This is a genomic window from Microbacterium sp. 1.5R (assembly GCF_007667425.1).
Taxonomy (GTDB): domain Bacteria; phylum Actinomycetota; class Actinomycetes; order Actinomycetales; family Microbacteriaceae; genus Microbacterium.
In genome coordinates, this window is record NZ_VDRC01000001.1 from 296,782 (window position 1) to 318,686 (window position 21,905).

The 21,905-nt window shown below is 67.6% G+C and carries 21 protein-coding genes and 2 tRNA genes; 3 read left to right on the plus strand and 20 right to left on the minus strand.

What is annotated here, in order from left to right; all coding sequences use genetic code 11:
- Window positions 1-124: 124 nt before the first annotated feature.
- From FSY98_RS01500 to FSY98_RS01520, 5 genes are all read right to left on the minus strand, one after another.
- Window positions 125-766, minus strand: a complete 642-nt coding sequence (locus tag FSY98_RS01500; RefSeq protein WP_144873180.1) for an ATP-dependent Clp protease proteolytic subunit — start codon at window positions 764-766, stop codon at window positions 125-127.
- A gap of 19 nt (window positions 767-785) precedes the next feature.
- Window positions 786-1,376 carry an ATP-dependent Clp protease proteolytic subunit gene (locus FSY98_RS01505; protein WP_144873183.1) on the minus strand — a complete coding sequence of 197 codons (591 nt, stop codon included), beginning with the start codon at window positions 1,374-1,376 and terminating at the stop codon, window positions 786-788.
- A gap of 81 nt (window positions 1,377-1,457) precedes the next feature.
- Window positions 1,458-1,952, minus strand: coding sequence for a tetratricopeptide repeat protein (locus tag FSY98_RS01510; protein ID WP_144873187.1), 495 nt, complete (start codon window positions 1,950-1,952; stop codon window positions 1,458-1,460).
- Window positions 1,953-2,029: 77 nt separating this feature from the next.
- Window positions 2,030-3,511, minus strand: coding sequence for a trigger factor (gene tig / locus FSY98_RS01515; protein ID WP_144873190.1), 1,482 nt, complete (start codon window positions 3,509-3,511; stop codon window positions 2,030-2,032).
- A gap of 62 nt (window positions 3,512-3,573) precedes the next feature.
- A tRNA-Pro gene (locus FSY98_RS01520) sits at window positions 3,574-3,647 on the minus strand.
- A 120-nt stretch (window positions 3,648-3,767) separates the two neighbouring features.
- Between FSY98_RS01520 and FSY98_RS01525 the strand changes: the two genes are divergently transcribed.
- Window positions 3,768-3,838 (plus strand) — tRNA-Gly (locus FSY98_RS01525).
- A gap of 113 nt (window positions 3,839-3,951) precedes the next feature.
- Complete coding sequence (locus tag FSY98_RS01530) at window positions 3,952-5,157, plus strand: hypothetical protein (protein ID WP_144873193.1); 1,206 nt, start codon at window positions 3,952-3,954, stop codon at window positions 5,155-5,157.
- A gap of 88 nt (window positions 5,158-5,245) precedes the next feature.
- On the opposite strand, the gene FSY98_RS01535 is transcribed toward FSY98_RS01530, so the two are convergent.
- The 11 genes from FSY98_RS01535 to FSY98_RS01585 all read right to left on the minus strand — a co-directional run bounded on the left by FSY98_RS01535 (window position 5,246) and on the right by FSY98_RS01585 (window position 17,260).
- A complete protein-coding gene (locus FSY98_RS01535) occupies window positions 5,246-5,599 on the minus strand; it encodes an RNA polymerase-binding protein RbpA (RefSeq protein ID WP_144873196.1) in 354 nt (117 codons plus the stop codon).
- Complete coding sequence (gene secG, locus FSY98_RS01540; protein WP_050723792.1) at window positions 5,599-5,847, minus strand: preprotein translocase subunit SecG; 249 nt, start codon at window positions 5,845-5,847, stop codon at window positions 5,599-5,601. The genes FSY98_RS01535 and secG overlap by 1 nt, the downstream gene beginning before the upstream one ends.
- An 85-nt stretch (window positions 5,848-5,932) precedes the next feature.
- Complete coding sequence (tpiA, locus tag FSY98_RS01545; protein ID WP_144873199.1) at window positions 5,933-6,724, minus strand: triose-phosphate isomerase; 792 nt, start codon at window positions 6,722-6,724, stop codon at window positions 5,933-5,935.
- Window positions 6,715-7,929 (minus strand): phosphoglycerate kinase, encoded by a 1,215-nt coding sequence (locus FSY98_RS01550; protein WP_144873202.1) that lies wholly within the window; start codon window positions 7,927-7,929, stop codon window positions 6,715-6,717. The genes tpiA and FSY98_RS01550 overlap by 10 nt, the downstream gene beginning before the upstream one ends.
- 10 nt (window positions 7,930-7,939) lie before the next feature.
- The gene (gene gap / locus FSY98_RS01555) at window positions 7,940-8,950 is read right to left on the minus strand and encodes a type I glyceraldehyde-3-phosphate dehydrogenase (protein ID WP_144873205.1); all 1,011 of its coding nucleotides are present in this window, start codon (window positions 8,948-8,950) and stop codon (window positions 7,940-7,942) included.
- Between the two features lie 115 nt (window positions 8,951-9,065).
- Window positions 9,066-9,692 (minus strand): superoxide dismutase, encoded by a 627-nt coding sequence (locus FSY98_RS01560; RefSeq protein WP_144873208.1) that lies wholly within the window; start codon window positions 9,690-9,692, stop codon window positions 9,066-9,068.
- A 182-nt stretch (window positions 9,693-9,874) separates the two neighbouring features.
- Window positions 9,875-10,852 carry a DNA-binding protein WhiA gene (whiA, locus tag FSY98_RS01565; protein ID WP_144873211.1) on the minus strand — a complete coding sequence of 326 codons (978 nt, stop codon included), beginning with the start codon at window positions 10,850-10,852 and terminating at the stop codon, window positions 9,875-9,877.
- Window positions 10,853-10,920: 68 nt separating this feature from the next.
- Window positions 10,921-11,793 carry an RNase adapter RapZ gene (rapZ, locus tag FSY98_RS01570; protein WP_144873214.1) on the minus strand — a complete coding sequence of 291 codons (873 nt, stop codon included), beginning with the start codon at window positions 11,791-11,793 and terminating at the stop codon, window positions 10,921-10,923.
- 44 nt (window positions 11,794-11,837) lie between these two features.
- Entirely contained in the window at window positions 11,838-13,742 is a 1,905-nt protein-coding gene (uvrC, locus tag FSY98_RS01575) for an excinuclease ABC subunit UvrC (RefSeq protein WP_144873217.1), read from the minus strand.
- Window positions 13,742-16,630 carry an excinuclease ABC subunit UvrA gene (gene uvrA / locus FSY98_RS01580; RefSeq protein WP_144873220.1) on the minus strand — a complete coding sequence of 963 codons (2,889 nt, stop codon included), beginning with the start codon at window positions 16,628-16,630 and terminating at the stop codon, window positions 13,742-13,744. The genes uvrC and uvrA overlap by 1 nt, the downstream gene beginning before the upstream one ends.
- 189 nt (window positions 16,631-16,819) lie before the next feature.
- Window positions 16,820-17,260, minus strand: a complete 441-nt coding sequence (locus tag FSY98_RS01585; protein WP_144873223.1) for a MarR family winged helix-turn-helix transcriptional regulator — start codon at window positions 17,258-17,260, stop codon at window positions 16,820-16,822.
- Window positions 17,261-17,304: 44 nt separating this feature from the next.
- On the opposite strand from FSY98_RS01585, the gene FSY98_RS01590 reads away from it, so the two are divergent.
- Window positions 17,305-17,544, plus strand: coding sequence for a hypothetical protein (locus tag FSY98_RS01590; protein ID WP_144873225.1), 240 nt, complete (start codon window positions 17,305-17,307; stop codon window positions 17,542-17,544).
- Between the two features lie 37 nt (window positions 17,545-17,581).
- On the opposite strand, the gene FSY98_RS01595 is transcribed toward FSY98_RS01590, so the two are convergent.
- The 4 genes from FSY98_RS01595 to coaE form a co-directional block, all read right to left on the minus strand.
- A complete protein-coding gene (locus FSY98_RS01595; protein ID WP_222119104.1) occupies window positions 17,582-17,917 on the minus strand; it encodes a TfoX/Sxy family protein in 336 nt (111 codons plus the stop codon).
- A gap of 13 nt (window positions 17,918-17,930) precedes the next feature.
- The gene (gene uvrB, locus FSY98_RS01600) at window positions 17,931-20,003 is read right to left on the minus strand and encodes an excinuclease ABC subunit UvrB (RefSeq protein WP_144873229.1); all 2,073 of its coding nucleotides are present in this window, start codon (window positions 20,001-20,003) and stop codon (window positions 17,931-17,933) included.
- Window positions 20,004-20,065: 62 nt separating this feature from the next.
- The gene (locus FSY98_RS01605) at window positions 20,066-21,295 is read right to left on the minus strand and encodes an MFS transporter (RefSeq protein ID WP_144873232.1); all 1,230 of its coding nucleotides are present in this window, start codon (window positions 21,293-21,295) and stop codon (window positions 20,066-20,068) included.
- Entirely contained in the window at window positions 21,292-21,891 is a 600-nt protein-coding gene (gene coaE / locus FSY98_RS01610) for a dephospho-CoA kinase (RefSeq protein ID WP_144873235.1), read from the minus strand. The genes FSY98_RS01605 and coaE overlap by 4 nt, the downstream gene beginning before the upstream one ends.
- Between the last annotated feature and the right edge of the window lie 14 nt (window positions 21,892-21,905).

Here is a 21,905-nt window from a genome sequence, read left to right on the forward strand (position 1 = left end):
CGGGATCACCGTTCGCGCATCTCAATGCTCATATGAGCAATCACGCCGACGCCCGCCGCGCATCCGCCGGAACGACGAGAGGACGCCGACCCGAAGGTCGACGTCCTCTCTGAGAAGACCGGGGTCAGGCGCGCTTGCGCGAGCTGAGCACCTGGTCGACGATGCCGTATTCGTGAGCCTCGGTGGCCGACAGGATCTTGTCGCGGTCGATGTCGCGGTTCACCTGCTCCACCGGCTTGCCCGTGTGGCGGGCCATGGTCTCCTCGAGCCAGGTGCGCATACGGAGGATCTCCGCCGCCTGGATCTCGATGTCGGAGGCCTGACCGTGTCCTGCCTCGCCCATCGCCGGCTGGTGCATGAGCACGCGGGCGTTGGGGAGGGCGAGGCGCTTGCCCGGCGCTCCCGCGGCGAGGAGGACGGATGCCGCGGACGCGGCCTGCCCCAGCACGACCGTCTGGATCTGCGGCGCGACGTACTGCATCGTGTCGTAGATCGCGGTCATCGCGGTGAACGAACCACCGGGCGAGTTGATGTACATGGTGATGTCGCGCTCGGCATCCTGACTCTCGAGCACGAGCAGCTGCGCCATGACGTCGTCGGCCGACGCGTCGTCGACCTGCACGCCGAGGAAGATCACGCGGTCTTCGAACAGCTTGTTGTACGGGTCCTGACGCTTGAAACCGTACGCGGTGCGCTCCTCGAACTGCGGGAGCACGTAGCGGCTGGAGGGCAGGTCACCGGCGGAGCGGAAGGTGGGTGTGTACATGAAGATTCCTCTCGCTCTCTCAGTTGGCGTCCGTGCCGCCGCCGCCGACGACGTCGGTGGCGGACTCGCGGATGTGGTCGACGAAGCCGTATTCGAGGGCCTCGTCGGCGGTGAACCAGCGGTCGCGGTCACCGTCTTCGTTGATCTGCTCGACCGACTTCCCGGTCTGAGCGGCGGTGATCTCGGCGAGGCGGTTCTTCATCGAGACGATCAGCTGAGCCTGCGTCTGGACGTCGCTGGACGTCCCGCCGAATCCTCCGTGCGGCTGGTGCAGCAGCACGCGGGCGTTCGGGGTGATGTAGCGCTTGCCCTTGGTGCCGGCGGTCAGCAGCAGCTGCCCCATCGAGGCCGCCATGCCGATGCCCACAGTGACGATGTCGTTCGGCACGAACTGCATCGTGTCGTAGATCGCCATTCCCGCGGTGATGGAACCGCCGGGAGAGTTGATGTAGAGGTAGATGTCCTTTTCCGAGTCCTCTGCGGCGAGAAGAAGGATCTTCGCGCAGATCTCGTTGGCGTTGTCGTCACGCACCTCTGATCCCAGCCAGATGATGCGGTCCTTCAACAGCCTGTCGAAGACGCTCGTCGCGAGGAGGGGTTCTGCAGCCATGTCAGCTCCTGATTCCGTGTTTCAGTGATTCGAATCTACCGGCGGCGACCGGGCGCCCAGGCCGTGTTCGCCGTCGGCATATCAGGTGTCGAGATCGGCGATCTCGTGGGCGTACGCGGTCATCGAGCGGTGGTACCGCGGCAGGTGCGGCACGAGGGCGAGCAGCGCCACCGACAGGCCGGCGGCAGGCCTGCCCGCGCTCGCGAGGATGAGCGCGCGCACCGTTGCGACAGCATCCCGGTACGGCCCGTCGGCCGACAGCCGCTCCTCGGCCGTGATCACGTCGAGAGCGTGCTCGTACTCCCCCAGGTTGCGCAGCGAGCTCGCGAGCTGGATCACGCACTGCGGCCGGTGCTCGTCGTCGAGCCCGAGCTGCAGTGCCCTCCGATAGAGCGTTACCGCCTCTGCCGGTCTGCCGGCGGAATCCCGCGCCCCCGCTCGCTCGAACTCCGCCCGGGCGTCGTCGCTGCCCCGCTCTGCGGCGAGGGCGTCGATGCGGGCGATGGTGTCGTCACCGACCTCCTCGCCCGATGCGTTAGCCCAGACCTCGTCGATCCGCTCATCCCAGCTCTTCATGTCTTCTCCTCGCAACCGGTCCAGTACGAGAAAGGGGCGGATGCCGCAGCATCCGCCCCGCTCGGGATCGTGTTCGATCACTCGCCCTTGTCGGCAGCCTTCTTGGCCGGTGCCTTCTTGGCGGCGGTCTTCTTCGCGGGCTTCTCGTCGGCGTCGGCGTCGTCGTCCTTCTTGGCCGCGGTCTTCTTGGCCGGCGCCTTCTTGGCCGGAGCCTTCTTGGCCGGCTTCTCCTCAGCGGGGGCCTCAGCGACCTCGGCCTCGGTGTCATCGGCGGTCTCATCGTCCGTGACGACGAAGTCCGACAGATCGACGGCCTTGCCGTTGGTGTCGACGACCTTCACCTTGCCGAGCGCGATGGCGAGAGCCTTGTTGCGCGCGACCTCGCCGACGAGGGCGGGGAGCTGGTTCGACGACTGCAGCGCCTCGACGAACTCCTGCGGAGCCATGCCGTACTGCGCAGCGGACTGGATGAGGTACTGCGAGAGCTCCTCCTGCGACACCTGCACGTCGGCCTGCTCGGCGATCGTGTCGAGCAGCACCTGGGTGCGGAACTGCTTCTCGCTCGCCTCGGTGACCTCTGCGCGGTGAACGTCGTCCTCGAGGCGGCCTTCGCCCTCGAGGTGGTTGTGCACCTCGTCCTCGATGAGCTGCGGCGGCACGGGGATCTCGATCTGCTCGAGCAGCGTCTCGACGAGCTTGTCGCGGGCAGCGGAGCCCTGCGTGAAGACGCCCTGCTGCGCGACGCGCTCGGCCAGGCTCTCACGGAGCTCGGCGATCGTGTCGAACTCGCTCGCGATCTGTGCGAAGTCGTCGTCGGCCTCGGGGAGCTCGCGCTCCTTGACCGCCTTGACCGAGACGGCGACCTCGGCCTCGGAGCCGGCGTGGTCGCCACCGACGAGGGTCGAACGGAACGTGGTGTCCTCACCGGCGGTCAGCGACTCGATGGCGTCGTCGATGCCCTCGAGCAGCTCGCCCGAACCCACCTCGTACGAGACGCCCTCTGCGCGGTCGATCTCGGCGCCGTCGATGGTGGCGACGAGGTCGAGCTCGACGAAGTCGCCCTTGGCGGCCGGGCGGTCGACGGGAACGAGCGTGCCGAAACGGCCGCGCATGTTCTCGAGCTCGGCATCCAGCGCCGCCTCATCGGCCTCGACCGCGTCTACGGTGACCGTGATGCCCGAGTAGTCGGGGAGGTCGATGTCGGGACGGACGTCGACCTCGACATCGACGAGCAGGTCGCCCGAGAAGTCCTTCTCGTTCGGCCACTGCGTGATGTCGGCCGAGGGGCGGCCGACGACGCGGAGCTTGTGCTCGGCGGTCGCGTCGCGGAAGAAGCGGTCGAGGCCCTCGTTGACGGCGTGCTCGATGACCGCGCCGCGACCGATGCGCTGATCGATGATCGGAGCGGGAACCTTGCCCTTGCGGAAGCCGGGGATCTGCACGTCCTGCGCGATGTGCTCGTACGCGTGCGCGATGCTGGGCTTGAGGTCTTCGGGGGTGACCGTGATGCTGAGCTTGACCCGGGTCGGGGTCAGCTTCTCAACGGTGCTGTTCGCCATGCTGGTGTGTTCTCCTTCTGATTTCCGCGCTGAATCGCGGCTGCCAGGCTTGTCGAGCCGTGTCGGGGCGACAGGAGTTGAACCTGCGACCTCCCGCTCCCAAAGCGGGCGCTCTACCAAACTGAGCTACGCCCCGGGGAATCCGCACGCAGATTCAGCCCCATCGAGTCTAACGGACGGGAGCACCCTCGACCGTCCGCTATGATCGAACAGTCGGCGCACGTCGCCGACCGGCCCCGATCACCACGGCGGGTCCGGGGGTGTAGCTCAATGGTAGAGTCTCAGTCTTCCAAACTGATTGCGCGGGTTCGATTCCCGTCACCCCCTCTCTCTCGAAGGCCTCCGCAGACATGCGGGGGCCTTTCGCTTTTCTTCCGGACGCTCGACGTTTCTCTGGCAGAGTCGATGTACGCAGCATCCTCGACCGGAGGTCCCACGGAATGTCAGCTCCCCTCGGCGCCCCCGTCTCTTCCTGGGGCGGTCATGAGCTTCCGAAGCATATCGTCGGAACGTCCCCGCAGCGACGGTCTCGCCGGAAGCCGCGCCCGGGACTGTGGATCGGTCTCGCGGCGGGCATCCTGGCGATCGGCTCCGTCACCGCGCTGCAGACCACCGCGAACCTCGGCTACGACGACGCGGAGGCGAACTTCGACTCAGCGCGCGACAGCGCCCAGGTGTCTGTCACGAACCTGCAGCGGTCGACCGACGACCTCGAGGCCGCGTCCGGCATCGCGGACCAGCTTCTGCAGAGTGACACCGGGATCCTGTCCGATCCGACCGCGAAGGAGTCGCTGGGAGCAGTGGTCGCTGAAGCGGGCGACCTCGCGACAGACGCCTCGGACCGCGCCGCGATCTCGCTGCCGGACGCGGACTCGAAACCGTCCTTCTTCTGGGAGCTCTTCGGGGCGGCGGACGCCCTGAACGAGGACGCCGATGCCCTGGACGAGCTCGTCGGCGAGTGGGACGCGGAGGTACCCGGCCTGACCGATGCCGGAGCGGCCGTGCAAGAAGCGGGACTCGGGTTCCTCGGGTCCGCCGCGGCCGGTGCATCCGCATTCGAAGCAGCGCACATCTCGGCAGCGAACGACGCCATGATCGCACTGCGCGATGCCGCTTCGGAGGTCTCCGCCAGCGCGATCCTCGATCAGTACACGGTCGACTCCTTCGTGGCGCTCCAGGACGCCGCTGCACAGGTCGTCGTTTCCGAACAGGCCGAACTCGCCGCGAAGGCCGGACCGCTGCAGGGCTCCCGACTCGAGGTCGAAGCCTTCGCTCGCTCGCTCGCCCCCGGTGTGCTGCTGGAGTTCGACTGGAACCCGATCGTCAACAACGCCGGCGCCAACGGCAGCATGGGCGGACTGACCACCTGGTGGTGGGACGAACCGGACCGCGCGGTCATCGAGCTGTCGAACTCGGTCGCCGAGCAGTGGCCCGCCGACCGCAGCAAGGCGCTCGTCGCGCATGAGGTCGGTCACGCCATCAGCGTCAAGTGCGAGGACGCGTACGACTCCTCGACACAGGACAGCATCGAGAAGTGGGCGACCGCCTGGGCGATCGGCATGGGGTTCACCGACGACGCGAACGGCGTATGGGCCTACGGGTACCCACCTCAGTCGTACATCGACGCGTCGTACGCCTGCCGCTGAGCGCACACGACCACCGAGGCATGCCGCCGCGCACGACAGAGGCCGCCGCGAACGCATCGCGGCGGCCCCTGTGCACGTCAGGCGGAGGTCACTGCCCCCGACGCTCGCGCAGCTGAGAGAGCGCGTCGTCGAGGAGCTGCACGGCTTCCTCGTCAGTGCGACGCTCCTTCACGTAGGCGAGGTGCGTCTTGTAGGGCTCTGCCTTGGCGAGAGCCGGAGGGTTCGCCTTGTCGCGTCCGGCGGGAAGGCCGGACTGCGGGTGGTCGATGGTCTCGGGGATCTCCTCTTCCGGGAGACCTGCGGCGAAGTAGCGGACCGTCTCATTGCCGAGGCCATCCCAGTACGAGACGGCGATGCGGTCGGCATGGTAGCCGTGGTCCTGCTCGCCCATCGGTCCGGAACCCACACGGGTTCCACGGATCGCGTTGCCACCGGTAGCCATCAGATCACCTCGAACTTCGTGATGAGTCCGAGCGCGACGATCGCCACGAACCACGCCAGGGCGAGGATCACGGTGAAGCGGTTGAGGTTGCGCTCGGCGAGGCCGGACGAGCCGACCGCCGTCGACATGCCGCCGCCGAACATGTCGGACAGGCCGCCGCCGCGCCCCTTGTGGAGCAGGATGAGGAGGGTCAGCAGGACGCTGGTGATACCCAGCACGACCTGCAGGACGAACTCGAGAATTTCCACGAGGAAGAGCCTTTCGCTGGGGCACGACTGCCCCCGTAACGGTCAAGTATACGGTGCGGCGGGACCGGAGCCCCGCCGCACGCGCTCATACTCCGACGTGCTTCTCGAAGCGGATGATCGCCGCGAACTCGTCGACCACGAGGCTCGCGCCTCCGACGAGGGCGCCGTCGACATCGGGCTCGCGCATGAAGCTGGCGATGTTCGCCGCCTTCACAGATCCTCCGTAGAGGATGCGGGTCCGAGCGGCTGCCTCGTCACCGAGCTTCGCCGCGATGACGGCGCGAAGAGCGGAGCACACTTCCTGCGCCTGGTCCGGCGAGGCGACCTGACCGGTTCCGATCGCCCAGACCGGCTCGTAGGCCACCACGATGTCATCCGAGGCGGAAACCGCGCCGAGCGCGATCTCGAGCTGAGCGACCGAGACCGCGGTGGGCCCGGACTCCTCGCGCTGAGCCAGCGTCTCGCCCACGCAGATGACGGGGACGAGCCCGTGCTTCAGCGCCGCCTTGGTCTTCGCCGCCACGACATCGTCGGACTCGGCGTGGTACTCACGACGCTCCGAGTGGCCGATGATCACGTACTTCGCGTCGAGCTTCGACAGGAACGCGCCGGACACCTCGCCGGTGTAGGCACCGGAGTCGTGCGCCGAGAGGTCCTGCGCGCCGAGGGCGAACGGGATCTTGTCCGCGTCGATGAGCGTCTGCACGCTGCGGATGTCGGTGAAGGGCGGGAAGACCGCCACCTCGACCGAGCCGTTCTCGTGCTTCGCGTCCTTGAGCGTCCAGTGCAGCTTCTGCACGAATGCGACCGCCTGCAGGTGGTCGAGGTTCATCTTCCAGTTGCCCGCGATCAGCGGGGTACGGTTGTTCAGGCCCATCCGAGCACCTCCAGGCCGGGTAGTTTCTTGCCCTCGAGGAACTCGAGGCTGGCGCCGCCGCCGGTCGAGATGTGACCGAACCGGTCGTCGGCGAATCCGAGCTGGCGCACGGCGGCTGCCGAGTCGCCACCGCCGACGACGCTCAGGCCATCGACCTCGGTGAGCGCCTGCGCGACGGTCTTGGTCCCGCTCGCGAAGGCGGGGAATTCGAACACGCCCATGGGGCCGTTCCAGAACACGGTCTTCGAGCTGCGGATGACCTCGGCGAAGCGCGCGGCCGTCTCGGGTCCGATGTCGAGTCCGATGCCGGACCCGCCGAACGCCGTGTCCTCGATCGCGTCGGCCGGGGCGACCTCGTGATCGGCGTCGGCCGAGAATGCGGACGCCACCACGACGTCGGTGGGGAGCACGAGTTCGACGCCGCGCTCCTTCGCCTCGGCGATGTAACCGCGGACCGTGTCGAGCTGATCCTCCTCCAGGAGGCTGGATGCCACGGCGTGACCCTGCGCCTTGAGGAAGGTGAACAGCATCCCGCCGCCGACGAGGATGCGATCGACGCGCGGGAGCAGGTGCGAGATTACGCCGAGCTTGTCGCTGACCTTCGAACCGCCGAGCACCACGGCGTACGGACGCTCGGGGTTCTCGGTGAGACGGTCGAGCACGTCGAGTTCTGCGGCGATGAGCAGGCCGGCTGCCGAGGGGATCCGCTCAGCGAGGTCGTAGACGCTCGCCTGCTTGCGGTGCACGACGCCGAAGCCGTCGGAGACGAGCACGTCACCGAGCTCGGCGAGCTGCGCCGCGAAAGCGCTGCGCTCGGCGTCGTCCTTCGAGGTCTCCCCCGGATTGAACCGCAGGTTCTCGATGACGACGACTCCGCCGTCTTCCAGAGAGGAGACGGCGTCGTGGGCCGACTCGCCCACGGTGTCGCGGGCGAACGCGACCGCCTTGCCGAGCAGCTCCGAGAGTCGCTGGGCGACCGGCTCGAGGCTGTACTGCGGGTCGGGCGAGCCGTCGGGGCGACCGAGGTGCGAGCACACGACGACACGGGCGCCCGCATTGATGAGGGCGTTGAGGGTCGGCAGCGAGGCGCGTACACGGCCATCGTCCGTTATGACCCCGTCCCGCAGGGGGACGTTGAGATCACAACGGACGATGACGCGCTTGCCCTCGAGCGAACCCAGTGAATCCAGGGTGCGCAGAGTCATGGGAGATGTCTCAGAGACGCTCGGCCACGTACTCGGTCAGGTCGACGAGACGGTTGGAGTAGCCCCACTCGTTGTCGTACCAGCTGGACACCTTGACCAGGTTGCCGCTGACGTTGGTCAGGGTCGAGTCGAAGATCGACGAGTGCGGGTTGTGCACGATGTCGCTCGACACGATCGGGTCGACGTTGTACTGCAGGTAGCCGGCCAGGCGACCGTCGGCCGCTGCCTTCTTGTACGCCTCGTTGATCTCCTCGACCGTGATGTTCTCGCGGTCGGTGATCAGGGTGAGGTCGACGATCGAGCCGGTGGGGACCGGAACGCGGTACGACGAGCCGCTGAGCTTGCCGTTGAGCTCCGGCAGGACCTCGCCGATCGCCTTGGCCGCGCCGGTCGACGCGGGGGTGATGTTGATCGCCGCGGCGCGAGCACGACGCAGGTCGCTGTGCGGGCCGTCCTGCAGGTTCTGGTCGGCCGTGTAGGCGTGCGCGGTCATCATGAAGCCGCGGTCGATGCCGAACTCGTCGTTGAACACCTTCGCCAGCGGGGCGAGGCAGTTCGTGGTGCACGAGGCGTTCGAGATGATGTGGTGCGCGGCGGGGTCGTACGAGTCCTCGTTCACACCCATGACGAACGTCGCGTCGACGCCCGTTCCGGGAGCGGAGATGAGCACCTTCTTGGCGCCGGCGTCGATGTGCTTCTTGGCGGCCTCGGCCTTGGTGAAGAAGCCGGTCGACTCGATGACGATGTCGACACCCAGCTCACCCCACGGGAGGTTGGCGGGGTCGCGCTCGGCGAACGCCTTGATGGCCTTGCCGTTGACGGTGATGCTGTCATCGTCGTAGCTGATCTCGGCGTCGAGGACGCCGCCGACCGAGTCGTACTTCAGCAGGTGCGCCAGGGTCTTGTTGTCGGTGAGGTCGTTGACCGCGACGATTTCGAGGTCAGCGCCCTGCGCGAGAGCCGCGCGGAAGTAATTGCGTCCGATACGGCCGAAGCCGTTGATACCGATCTTGACAGACACTCAGGTCTCCCTGTTTCTCGTGCGCTGTGCGCAGCATTCGTGCATGCGCGATGCGCGGGGGTTTTTGGCTGAGATGGCGTCCCGACGAGACCAGGCCCGTCGGGACGCGACCCGATTACGACAGTACCAGCAGGCCGTTCGTCTTCTCGCGGGCCACCTCGAGGCGCTGGGCGACGTTCTCCCAGTTGGCGATGTTCCACGCTGCCTTCACGTAATCGGCCTTCACGTTGAGGTAGTCGAGGTAGAAGGCGTGCTCCCACATGTCGAGCTGGAAGAGCGGGATCGTACCCTGCGCCGTGTTCGCCTGCTGGTCGAACAGCTGCTGGATGATGAGGCGCTGGCCGATGGAGTCCCAGCTGAGCACTGCCCAGCCGGAGCCCTGGATGCCGGTCGCCGCGGCGGTGAAGTGGGCCTGGAACTTCTCGAACGAGCCGAAGTACTCGTCGATGGCGGCCTTCAGCTCGCCCTCGGGCTGACCGCCGCCGTTCGGCGAGAGGTTGGTCCAGAAGATGGAGTGGTTGACGTGACCGCCGAGGTTGAACGCGAGGTCCTTCTCGAGCTTGTTGACGTTCGCCAGGTTGCCGCTGTCGCGCGCCTCGGCGAGCTGCTCGAGCGCGGTGTTCGCACCCGCGACATAGGTGGCGTGGTGCTTGTCGTGGTGCAGCTCCATGATCTTGCCGCTGATGTGCGGCTCGAGGGCTGCGAAGTCGTAAGGAAGGTCGGGGAGCGTGTAGGTCGCCATGTCGCTTTCATCCAATCCGCGCCGCGCCGCGGCGCTTGCCGATCCTCCGCGTCGCCGAATGCGGTGCGGAGCAGACGTAACTCATCCTAGTGAGGACAACACATCGTCACCCTCGATCCTTCCGCCGAATGACGAAGAAAGGCGACCCCTTGACAGGGATCGCCTCTCCTGCGGTTCTCGGGTCAGACGTCGAGACCGGCGGGCACGGCGGCTTCGGTGCCGGGGATGCCTTCCTGCTGGGCGCGCTTGTCGGCCATGGCGAGCAGACGGCGGATACGCCCCGCGACGGCATCCTTCGTCATCGGCGGGTCGGCGTGGTGGCCGAGCTCGTCGAGGCTCGCGTCGCGGTGCGCGAGGCGCAGCTCCCCCGCGACCTTGAGGTGATCGGGCACCTCGTCGGCGAGGATCTCGAGCGCGCGCTCGACCCGTGCGCACGCGGCGACGGCGGCCTGTGCCGAGCGGCGCAGGTTCGCGTCGTCGAAGTTGACGAGGCGATTCACACCGGCGCGCACCTCGCGGCGCTGACGCATCTCCTCCCAGGCGACGGCGGTCTTCTGCGCGCCCATCTCGGCGAGGATGGTGCGGATCGCCTCACCCTCCCTGACGACGACGCGGGGCATACCCCGGACCTCGCGGGCCTTCGCCGCGACGCCGAGACGATGCGCGGCGCCGACGAGCGCCATCGCCGCCTCCGAAGACGGGCAGGCGATCTCGAGCATGGCGGATCGACCCGGCTCGCTCAACGTTCCCGCAGCGAGGAAGGCTCCGCGCCAGAGGCCAGCGACCTCGGCGCGCGAACCCGTGGTCAGACGGTTCGGAAGACCGCGTACGGGACGCCGACGCTGGTCGAGCAGACCCGTCTGCCGCGCGAGGGTCTCCCCCGCCGCGATCACACGCACGGCCCACCTGGCCCCGTCGTTCGCGGTACTGGACTGCACCTGGGCGATCTCGGGCCGAACGCCGTAGATCTCGGCGAGGTCGCGGGCGACGCGTTGCGCCAGCACCTCGGCATCCACCTCCGCCTCGACGGCGACCCGTCCGGCGATCGAATGCAGTCCGCCCGCGAACCGCAGGATGGAAGTCACCTCCGCGACACGCACCGTGGGGGGTGCATTGCGGATGCTGACCAGCTCAGCCTTGACGTCGGTGGTTAGTGCCACGACACTCCTCTACGCTCACGCGCCGGATCGCGACGCAAACCTCCAGCCTACTCTGGCGGAGCCCTCTGCTATTCCCTGCCGAGGTCGCGATGGCGGACGTTGACCGCCACGCCGGGCACCGCCGAGATCCGGCGAGCCAGCTCCTCCACCATCGCCACGGACCGGTGCTTGCCGCCGGTGCAGCCGATGGCCACCGTCGAGTGGCTCTTGTTCTCCCGCTGATACCCCTCGAGCACAGGAGTCAGCGCAGCCGTGTAGGCGTCGAGGAACTCGGCGGCTCCTTCGCGCGACAGCACGAAGTCCCTGACCTCTTCGTCCTTGCCGGTCAGGCCCCGCAGCTCCTCGTTCCAGAAGGGGTTCGGAAGAAAGCGCATGTCCGCGACCAGGTCGACGTCGGTCGGGAGACCGTACTTGAAGCCGAAGCTCATCAGCGTCACACGATGACGCGGCGCGCCCTCCTCGGCGAACAGCTCCGACACCTGCGTTGCGAGCTGATGGATGTTCAGCGAGGACGTGTCGACCACGATGTCGGCGGCTTCGCGGATGGGTGCGAGACGCGCCCGCTCGACGCGGATGCCGTCGAGCAGCGTTCCGTCGTCCTGCAGCGGGTGCGGGCGGCGTACAGCCTCGAATCGGCGCACCAGCACGTCGTCCGACGCGTCGAGGAACAGCACACGCACCGACCCGCGCGAACGGAGCGCCCTGGCGACGCCGGGAAAGTCGTCGAAGAGATTGCGGCCGCGCACGTCGACGACGGCCGCGACCTTCGGCAGCGCGTTGCCGCCCATGTCGGTGAGGTCGAGCAGGGGTCGCAGGATCTGGGGCGGCAGGTTGTCGACCACGTACCAGCCGAGGTCCTCCAGCGCGTTGGCCACCGTCGTCCGCCCGGCGCCTGACATGCCCGTGACGATGAGGAACTCGCCCTTGTCCCCGTCAGTCATCTCCACCCCTTCTGCCCACCGCTCCCACCCTACCGAGAACGGGCCTAGCGGGTGGCGAGATGAGTGTGGATGTTCTGCGCGAGGACCGGCCCGATGCCCTGCACCTGCTCGATCTCGCCGGGCTGGGCGGCGCGGAGCGCTGTCACGGAGCCGAAGTGCTTGAGGAGAACCTTGATGCGCGAAGCGCCGAGGCCGGGCACCTCGGCGAGAATCGTGGTGATGTCGTTCTTGCGGCGCTTGCGCTGATGCGTGATCGCGAACCGGTGCGCTTCGTCGCGGAGACGCTGCAGCAGATACAGCGCCTCGCTCGTGCGGGGCAGGATCACGGGGAAATCGTCGCCGGGCAGCCAGATCTCTTCGAGCCGCTTGGCGATACCGCAGACGGTTATCTCGGTGTGCCCGGCGTCCCGCAACGCACGTGCGGCTGCCTCGACCTGCGGCTGGCCTCCGTCGACGAGCAGCAGCTGGGGCGGGTAGGCGAAGCGCGGCCGACGCTTGACGGTCGCCTCCCCGATGTCCTCGCCGACGATGTCGTCGGTGGTCGGATCGATGACCTCGGTCTCGTCGGGTCTGTCGAGGTGAGCGAGCCGGCGCCGCAGCACCTGGTACATCGAGTCGGTGTCGTCGGTCGTCTCGGCGATGTTGAAGGAGCGGTACTGATCCTTCCGGGGAAGGCCGTCTTCGAAGACGACCATCGAGGCGACGACGTTCGTGCCGCCGAGGTGCGAGATGTCGAAGCACTCGATGCGCAGCGGCGCCTCGGACATCCCGAGCGCCTCCTGCAGATCGGTCAGCGCCTGCGTCCGTGCGACATAGTCACTCGTCCGTCGGGTCTTGTGCCTGATGAGCGCCTGCTGGGCGTTGATCGTGGCGGTGCGCATCAGGTCGGCTCGCTGACCGCGGTGCGCGACCGCGATCTCGACCTTGCGACCTCGCCGCTCGCGCAGCCATTCCTCGAGCTCAGCCGCGTCATCGGGCAGGGTAGGCACGAGGATGCGGCGAGGCACGTCCTGCGCATCGCCGTAGGCGCGCTGCAGAACCTGGTCGACGAGGTCGGCCGAGGAGATGTCGATCTCCTTCTCGATCGTGAGCGCGCGCACACCGCGCACGCGCCCACCGCGGATGACGAAGTGCTGCACCGCGGCGGCGAGCTCGTCTTCGGCGATGCCGAACAGATCGGCGTCCTCGTCAGCGGCGAGGACGAGCGCGCTCTTGCCCAGGACCGCTTCGATCGCCGACAGTTTGTCGCGGAACCGCGCGGCGGCCTCGTAGTCCATCGCCGCCGATGCCGCCAGCATCCGCTTTCGCAGATCACGGGTGAACCGCTCGTCTCCTCCGGCCATGAAGGCGACGAAGTCGTCGACCATCGCCCGGTGCTCCTCGATAGTGACCGTCATCGAGCAGGGTCCGCCGCACTTGCCGATCTGCCCGGGGAAGCACGGCCGCCCCGTCTGCATGGCGCGCTTGTAGCTCGCATCGCTGCAGGTGCGGATCGGGAACGCCTTGACCATCAGGTCGATGGTCTCGTGGACCGCCCAGACCTTCGGATATGGCCCGAAGTAGCGCGCGCCGGGGATCTTGCGATTTCGCGTCACGATGACGCGCGGAGCCTCGTCACCGAGGGTCACCGCCATGAAGGGATAGGACTTGTCGTCGCGATAGCGGACGTTGAAGGGCGGATCGAACTCTTTGATCCACATGTACTCGAGCTGGAGCGAGTCGACATCGGTCGGGACGACCGTCCACTCGACGGAGGCCGCGGTCGTGACCATCCGCCGGGTGCGTTCATGGAGCGTGCGCAGCGGCGCGAAGTAGTTCGACAGCCGCTGTCGCAGGTTCTTGGCTTTGCCGACGTACAGCACTCGTCCGTCGGCGTCGCGGAAGCGGTACACGCCGGGATCGGTGGGGATCTCACCGGTCCTCGGCTTGTACGGGAGGACATCCGCCATCAGCTGGCCTTCCGCGCAGAGCGCCCCTCATCCAGGATCTCGGCGAGGAACTGTCCGGTGTGGCTCTCCGCGACACGAGCGATCTGCTCGGGGGTGCCCGTAGCGAGGATCTCTCCACCGCCTGAACCGCCCTCGGGACCGAGGTCGATCACCCAGTCAGCCGACTTGATCACGTCGAGGTTGTGCTCGATGACGATCACGGTGTTGCCCTTGTCGACCAGTCCGCCCAGCACCTCGAGCAGCTTGCGCACGTCCTCGAAGTGCAGGCCGGTGGTCGGCTCGTCGAGCACGTAGATGCTGCGTCCGTTGCTGCGGCGCTGGAGCTCGGTGGCCAGCTTGACGCGCTGCGCCTCACCGCCGGAGAGCGTCGTGGCCGACTGACCGAGCCGCACGTAGCCCAGACCGACGTCGACGAGCGTCTTCATGTAGCGGTGGATCGCCTGGATGGGCTCGAAGAACTCCGCGGCCTCCGCGATCGGCATCTCGAGGACCTCGGCGATGTTCTTGCCCTTGTAGTGCACGGCCAGAGTGTCGCGGTTGTACCGCTTGCCGTGGCAGACCTCGCAGTCCACATACACGTCGGGCAGGAAGTTCATCTCGATCTTGATCGTGCCGTCGCCGGAGCACGCCTCGCATCGACCGCCCTTGACGTTGAAGCTGAAGCGGCCGGGCTGATAACCGCGCACCTTCGCCTCCGGCGTCTCGCTGAACAGCGAGCGGATGCGGTCGAAGACGCCCGTGTAGGTGGCCGGGTTCGACCTCGGCGTACGGCCGATCGGCGCCTGGTCGACGTGCACGACCTTGTCGAGGTTGTCGAGTCCGGACACGCGCGTGTGCTTGCCCGGGACCGTCCTCGCTCCGTTGAGACGCGACGCGAGCACCTGATACAGGATGTCGTTCACGAGCGAGGACTTGCCCGAGCCGCTCACGCCGGTGACAGCGGTGAGCACGCCGAGCGGGAAGTCGACGCTCACGTTCTTCAGATTGTTCTCGCGCGCGCCGACGACGCTGACCTTGCGCTTCTTGTCGATCTTGCGGCGCTTCGTGGGCGTCGGTATCTCGCGCGCGCCTGACAGGTACTCGCCCGTCATCGAGTCGGACTCGTTCAACAGAGCGGAGTACGGACCGGAGTGCACCACCTCGCCGCCGTTCACACCGGCACCCGGGCCGATGTCGACGACCCAGTCGGCGGCCTCGATCGTCTCCTCGTCGTGCTCGACGACGATGAGGGTGTTGCCGAGGTCCCTGAGCTTGAGGAGCGTGTTGATGAGTCGACGGTTGTCGCGCTGGTGGAGTCCGATCGAGGGCTCGTCTAGCACGTACAGCACGCCGGTGAGACCGGAGCCGATCTGCGTGGCGAGTCGGATGCGCTGTGCTTCTCCGCCGGAGAGCGACCCTGCCGAACGGCTGAGGTTCAGGTACGACAGGCCGACCTGCAGCAGGAAGTCGAGACGGAGACGGATCTCGCGGAGAACCTGTGCCGCGATCTTCGCCTCGCGGTCGGTGAGCGTGAGGGTCTCCATGAAGCCGCGCGCGTCGGCGAGGCTCAGATGCGACACCTCGGCGATCGAGTGTCCGTGCACCTGCACAGCGAGCACCTCGGGCTTGAGGCGGTCACCGTTGCAGACGGGGCACGGAACCTCGCGGAGGTACTCCCCCCACCGTGCCCGCTGCGTGTCGGACTCGGCCTGGGCGTACTGGCGCTCGATGTACGGCACGACGCCCTCGAACCCCGAGGCGTAGCGCATCTCACGCCCGTAGCGGTTCTTCCACTTGACGGTCACCTTGTAGTTGTCGCCACGGAGGATCGCGTCCTGCACATCGACCCTGAGGTCCTGCCACGGGGTGTCGAGCGAGAACTTCAGATCCGCCGCGAGCCCCTCGAGCAGGCGCTCGTAGTACTGGAAGAGTCCCTTGCCCTGGGTCGTCCAGGGGATGATCGCGCCCTCGCGGATGGAGAGCTCCTCGTCGCCGAGCATGAGGTCGACGTCCACCGACATGCGCGTGCCCAGCCCCGAGCAGGCCGGACAGGCCCCGAACGGTGCGTTGAACGAGAACGTCCGCGGCTCGATCTCGGTGAGGCTGAGCGGGTGGCCGTTGGGGCACGCCAGCTTCTCGGAGAACGACTGCCATGCGGCGTCGCCCTCTTCGTCGACGTAGTTGACCTGGACGACGCCGCCGGCGAGCCCGAGTGCGGTCTCGACGGAGTCGGTCACGCGGCTGAGGATGTCGTCGGAGGCCACGAGGCGGTCCACGACCACGGCGATGTCGTGCTTGTAGCTCTTCTTCAGCGTCGGCGGCTCGGCCAGCTGGATGAGATCGCCGTCGACGATCGCGCGGGAATATCCCTTCGCACCGAGCTCGCGGAACAGGTCGACGAACTCGCCCTTCTTCTGCGAGACGATCGGTGCGACGATCTGGTAGCGCGTGCGCTCGGGCAGAGTCATGAGCTGATCGGCGATCTGCTGCACGGTCTGGCGCTGGATCCGCTCCCCGCACTCAGGGCAGTGCGGGATGCCGATGCGCGCCCAGAGCAGTCGCATGTAGTCGTAGATCTCGGTGATCGTGCCGACGGTCGACCGCGGGTTGCGGTTGGTCGACTTCTGGTCGATCGACACCGCGGGGCTGAGGCCCTCGATGAAATCGACGTCAGGACGGTCGACCTGACCGAGGAACTGACGCGCGTACGCGCTCAGCGATTCGACGTAGCGCCGCTGACCTTCGGCGAAGATCGTGTCGAACGCCAGGCTCGACTTGCCCGATCCGGACAGACCGGTGAACACGACGAGCGAATCACGCGGGATGTCGATGTCGACGTTCTTCAGATTGTGGACGCGGGCACCGCGAACACTGAGTTTTCCTGGGGATGCGACGGGGACGATTGGCACTGGTCAAGTCTACGAGGGGCCACGGACATTGGCTCCGCCGAGGGGGTCCGCGGGCCTGGGAACCGGCCGTGACTCCGCATCCGCCCGTCGCAGCGTCGCCGGCATCACCGCCACGCCGGCGACGAGCGGGGCAGCCGCGGCGGGTGCGATGCGGACCGGGCGAGAGGCTGGCCGCGGATCAGGTCTCCGTCAGGCGTCGGCCCTGCGTCCGGCGAACGGCACGAGACCGTCGCGGAGACGGGCGATGCCCGCTGCGTCCATGCCGACCGCCTTCATCACCCGACGTGGCACGTCGAGGGCGCGCTCACGCAGGGCCTGGCCTGCGTCGGTCAGGGTGATCTCGAGCCGCCGCTCGTCCTCCGCGTTGCGGATTCGCGCGATGAGCCCGTCGGCTTCGAGGCGTTTGACCAAGGGTGAGGCACTGGCCGGCTCGAGTGCGAGGTCCGACGCGAGATCGCTCAGGGATCGCGGCGCTCGCTCCCAGAGAGCCAGCATGACCAGGTACTGCGGATGGGTGAGACCGAGGGGTTCGAGGATCGGGCGGTAGATCGCGACGACGTTGCGCGCCGCGGTGACGAGTGCGAAGCACAGCTGGTTCTCGAGTCGCAGGAGGTCGTCGGAGGTCGCCATCCCGTCACTATACAAGAACACTAATAGTTAGTACACTAAGGAACATGACCTCCCCCGATCGTCCTCCGCTCCGCGAGCGCATCCGCGCCGCCGGCGGCCTCTACTCGTGGGTGAACTTGACTCTGATCCGCTTCGCCGGGCCCGCCTCGGTCGGCCCGTACGAGAAGACACCCCCGCCGAGTCCCGCGGAGCGCGCCGAGCGAGCGTGTCCGTTGTGCGGCGCTCCGATGAGTGCTCACGAGATCGATCGATCCGGACCGAAGACCCTGGTCCACTGCCCGTGACCTGAGAGCGGGGCTGCCGGCATCGATGGCCGGCGGGTCAGTCCCGCTGTGCGGCGTCTTCCCGCGCGACGTCCAGCCAGAACGCCAGCGCCTCGTCGTCCGCGGTCGCCTCCGGCGCCACATCCAACCAGCCGGTCCCCATGGTGCGCGGCCCCATGACCGCTGTGCTCACGCCTGGTCGCGCGATCAAGGCCGCACCGGTCTCCTCGTGGACGCGGACGAGGAGCACCCCCGCCGGTCGCACGCCGACGAGGATGTGACCGTCGACGAGGAACGCCCGCGTGCCGAACATGCGCTTCTCCTCGACGTCCCCGCCGAGGGTCACCAGCGCCCGCACCCGGTCGGCGAGTTCTTCCCCGGCGGCATCCATCATGCTGTCCCCACGGTCACGCGTGCCCGGCGCGCTCCATCGCGCGCAGTTCCTTCTTCAGATCCTGTACTTCGTCGCGCAGTCGCCCCGCGAGCTCGAACTTGAGTTCGGCTGCTGCCGCGAGCATCTGGTTGGAGAGATCCTCGATCGTGGACTCGAGCTGCTGAGCGCCCTCTGCCGCGATGCCGGTCCGACGCAGATTTGGCGTCGGGGACTTGCCCTTGCCCGACGCCTTGCCGCGTCCGGCGAGCATGTCGGCCGTATCAGCTCCCTCGCGGGCGAGGACCTCGGTGATGTCGGCGATGCGCTTGCGGAGAGGCTGAGGATCGATGTCGTGTTCCTTGTTGTAGGCGATCTGCTTGTCCCGGCGACGGTCGGTCTCCTCGATCGCCTTGGCCATCGAATCGGTGATCTTGTCGGCGTACATATGGACCTCGCCCGACACGTTTCGCGCGGCACGCCCGATGGTCTGGATGAGTGACGTGCCCGACCGCAGGAAGCCCTCCTTGTCGGCGTCGAGGATCGAGACGAGGGACACCTCCGGCAGGTCGAGTCCCTCGCGGAGGAGGTTGATGCCGACGAGGACGTCGTACACACCGGCGCGCAATTCACTGAGGAGTTCGACGCGACGAAGCGTATCGACGTCGGAGTGCAGGTAGCGCACCCGCACGCCGTGCTCGCCGAGGAAGTCGGTGAGTTCCTCCGACATCTTCTTCGTCAGCGTCGTGACGAGGACGCGCTCGTCGCGCTCGACGCGCAGCCGGATCTCCTCGAGGAGATCGTCGATCTGCCCCTTCGACGGCTTGACGACGATGTGCGGGTCGACGAGGCCCGTCGGGCGGATGATCTGCTCCACCACACCGTCGGCGATGCCCATCTCGTACTTGCCGGGGGTGGCCGAGAGGTACACGGTCTGCCCCACGCGGTTCTTGAATTCATCCCAGCGCAGCGGCCGATTGTCCATCGCGCTCGGGAGCCGGAACCCGTGGTCGACGAGCGTGCGCTTGCGTGACGCGTCACCCTCGTACATCGCCCCGATCTGCGGAACGGTGACATGCGACTCGTCGATCACGAGCAGGAAGTCGTCGGGGAAGAAGTCCAGCAGGGTGTGCGGCGGCTCGCCCGGCATCCGTCCGTCCATGTGGCGCGAGTAGTTCTCGATGCCCGAGCAGAAGCCCAGCTGCTGCAGCATCTCGAGGTCGAATGTCGTCCGCATGCGAAGTCGCTGGGCCTCGAGCAGCTTGCCCTGTCTCTCGAACTCCGCCAGACGCTCCTCGAGCTCGTGTTCGATCGTGCCGATGGAGCGCTGGATCACGTCCGTGCCGGCGACGTAGTGCGACGCGGGGAAGATCGGCACGGAGTCCATCTTCTCGATCACCTCGCCCGTCAGCGGGTGCAGGGAATACAGGGCCTCGATCTCGTCGCCGAACAGCTCGATGCGGATGGCGTGCTCCTCGTAGACCGGGATGATCTCGATGGTGTCGCCGCGCACGCGGAAGTTGCCCCGCGAGAAGTCGACGTCGTTCCGGTTGTACTGCATCGCGATGAACTGGCGGATGAGGGCATCGCGGTCATACCGCTCCCCCACCTGCAGCGCGACCATGGCGCGCAGGTACTCCTCCGGAGCCCCGAGTCCGTAGATGCAGGACACGGTCGACACGACGACCACGTCGCGTCTGCTCAGCAGCGAATTCGTCGTCGAGTGGCGGAGGCGCTCGACCTCGGCGTTGATCGACGAGTCCTTCTCGATGAAGGTGTCGGTCTGCGGGACGTACGCCTCGGGCTGGTAGTAGTCGTAGTACGAGACGAAGTATTCGACGGCGTTGTTCGGCATGAGCTCGCGGAACTCGTTCGCCAGCTGCGCCGCGAGGGTCTTGTTGTGGGCGAGGACGAGCGTCGGGCGCTGCACCTGCTCGACGAGCCACGCCGTCGTCGCCGACTTGCCGGTACCGGTGGCGCCGAGCAGCACGATGTCGGTCTCGCCGGCGTTGATGCGCGAGGCGAGCTCGGCGATCGCCTGAGGCTGATCGCCGGCCGGGGCGTACTCGCTGATGACCTCGAACGGTCGGACGCTGCGGGTGGTCTGCATACTTCAAGCGTAGGCGGGGCCACCGACATCGGGGTCGCCGCTGTCGAGCCGACCTCTCGCGGTCAACCGACGCCCTCGAGAGGTCGTGCGCCGGGCGTGCCCCGCAGCGCTGCAGACGCGAGGGCGGCGGCGACCGCGCAGAGCGCGACGACGGCGATGACGAACCACGTCCAATCGAGCGATCCGAAGACGATGCCGAGAGCCCACCCGAACAGGCTCGAGCCGGCGTAATAGCCGAAGTAGTACAGCGACGAGGCCTGCGCCCGGGTCGTCGGACCGGCCGCGACAGGCGCCCAGCCCGACGCGACGGCGTGCGCCGCGAAGAAGCCGGCGGTGAACAGCAGGAGACCGATCAGGACGACCGACGCGACAGCCGCCAGCATCGTCAGAGCGCCCACCGCCATCAGCGCCGTCGCGCAGAGCAGCACCGGATACCGTCCGATCCGCGAAGCCGTCGTTCCCGCCCACGGCGACGAGAAGGTGCCGGCCAGATAAGCGAGGAACAGCAGCGTCACGAGCCACGCGGGCAGCGCGAACGGAGGCGCAGCGAGGTGGAACCCCAGATAGTTGTACACCGCCACGAACGCGCCCATGAGCAGGAATCCCTGCGCATACAGTGCGAGCTGCGCCCGTGAGCGCAGGGGCGTGACCAGCCGAGCCAGGATGCCCGTCCTCTCCCCGCCGGGGCGAAGACGTCCCGGCACGAACCCCTGCGCTCTCGGCGTGAGCCAGAGGAAGAGGACGGCGGCCACGACGCAGACGCCGGCGACGACCCACATCCCCGCTCGCCATCCCGCCAGCTCGCCGACGATCCCCGACAGCACTCGTCCGAGCAGTCCGCCCACCGTCGTGCCTGCGATGTAGCTGCCTGCTGCCGCCGCCGCGCTGCGCGCCGTGACCTCCTCGCTCAGGAACGCCAGGGCGACCGCGGGGATCGCACCCAGCGCGATGCCCTCGAGCAGCCGCAGGAGGAGCAGCATCTCGAGGGCGGAGCTCAGCGGGGCGAGCAGTCCGAAGACCGTCGCCGCGATCACGCCGATCGCCATGGCCTGCACCCGTCCGATGCGGTCGGCGACGAGCGACCACGGGATCACCGCTGCGGCGAGTCCCAGCGTCGCCGCCGACACCGTGAGCGCCGCGGTCGCCGGCGAGACGACGAGGTCGGCCGCCAGTTGCGGGAGCACGGCCTGCGGTGAGTACAGCTGGGCGAAGGTGGCGATCCCCGCGAAGAACAGTCCGACGATCAGTCGGCGGTAAGGGGACGAGCCTGGCGCGTGACCGGTGAAGCTCACCGCGCCAGGATCCGCTGCCAGAGAGCATCCGTCTGGGCGACGGTCTCGTCCAGTGTGCCGGAGGTGTCGATCACCTCGTCGGCGATCGCGAGCCGCCGCTCATCCGACACCTGGGCATGGATCCGGTCCTGCGCCGCCGCGCGCTCCATCCCGCGGAGTTCGACGAGTCGTTCGAGACGGATGTCGGCGGGGGCATGCGCCACGACGATCAGGTCCCAGGGGTCGTCGACGCGAGCCTCGACGAGGAGCGGCACGTCGTACACGACGACCGAGTCGGGGTCGTCCGAGGATGCCGCGTCGAATCGCCTCTGCGACTCCGCGCGGACGGCCGGATGCACGATCGCGTTCAGTCGCGCGAGCAGATCGGCGTCCGCGAAGACCCGCGCACCGAGAACCGCCCTGTCGAGCGAACCGTCGGGGGCGATGACCTCGGCTCCGAAGACCTCGGCGATCTCCGTCAGCACGGGGCTGCCCGGCGCCTGCACGTCGCGGACGATCTGGTCCGCATCGACGATCGTCGCGCCGTGCTCCGCGAGCCTGCGGGCGATGGTCGACTTGCCAGAGGCGATGCCGCCGGTCAGCGCGATGAGAGGCATGCCGCCAGTCTAGG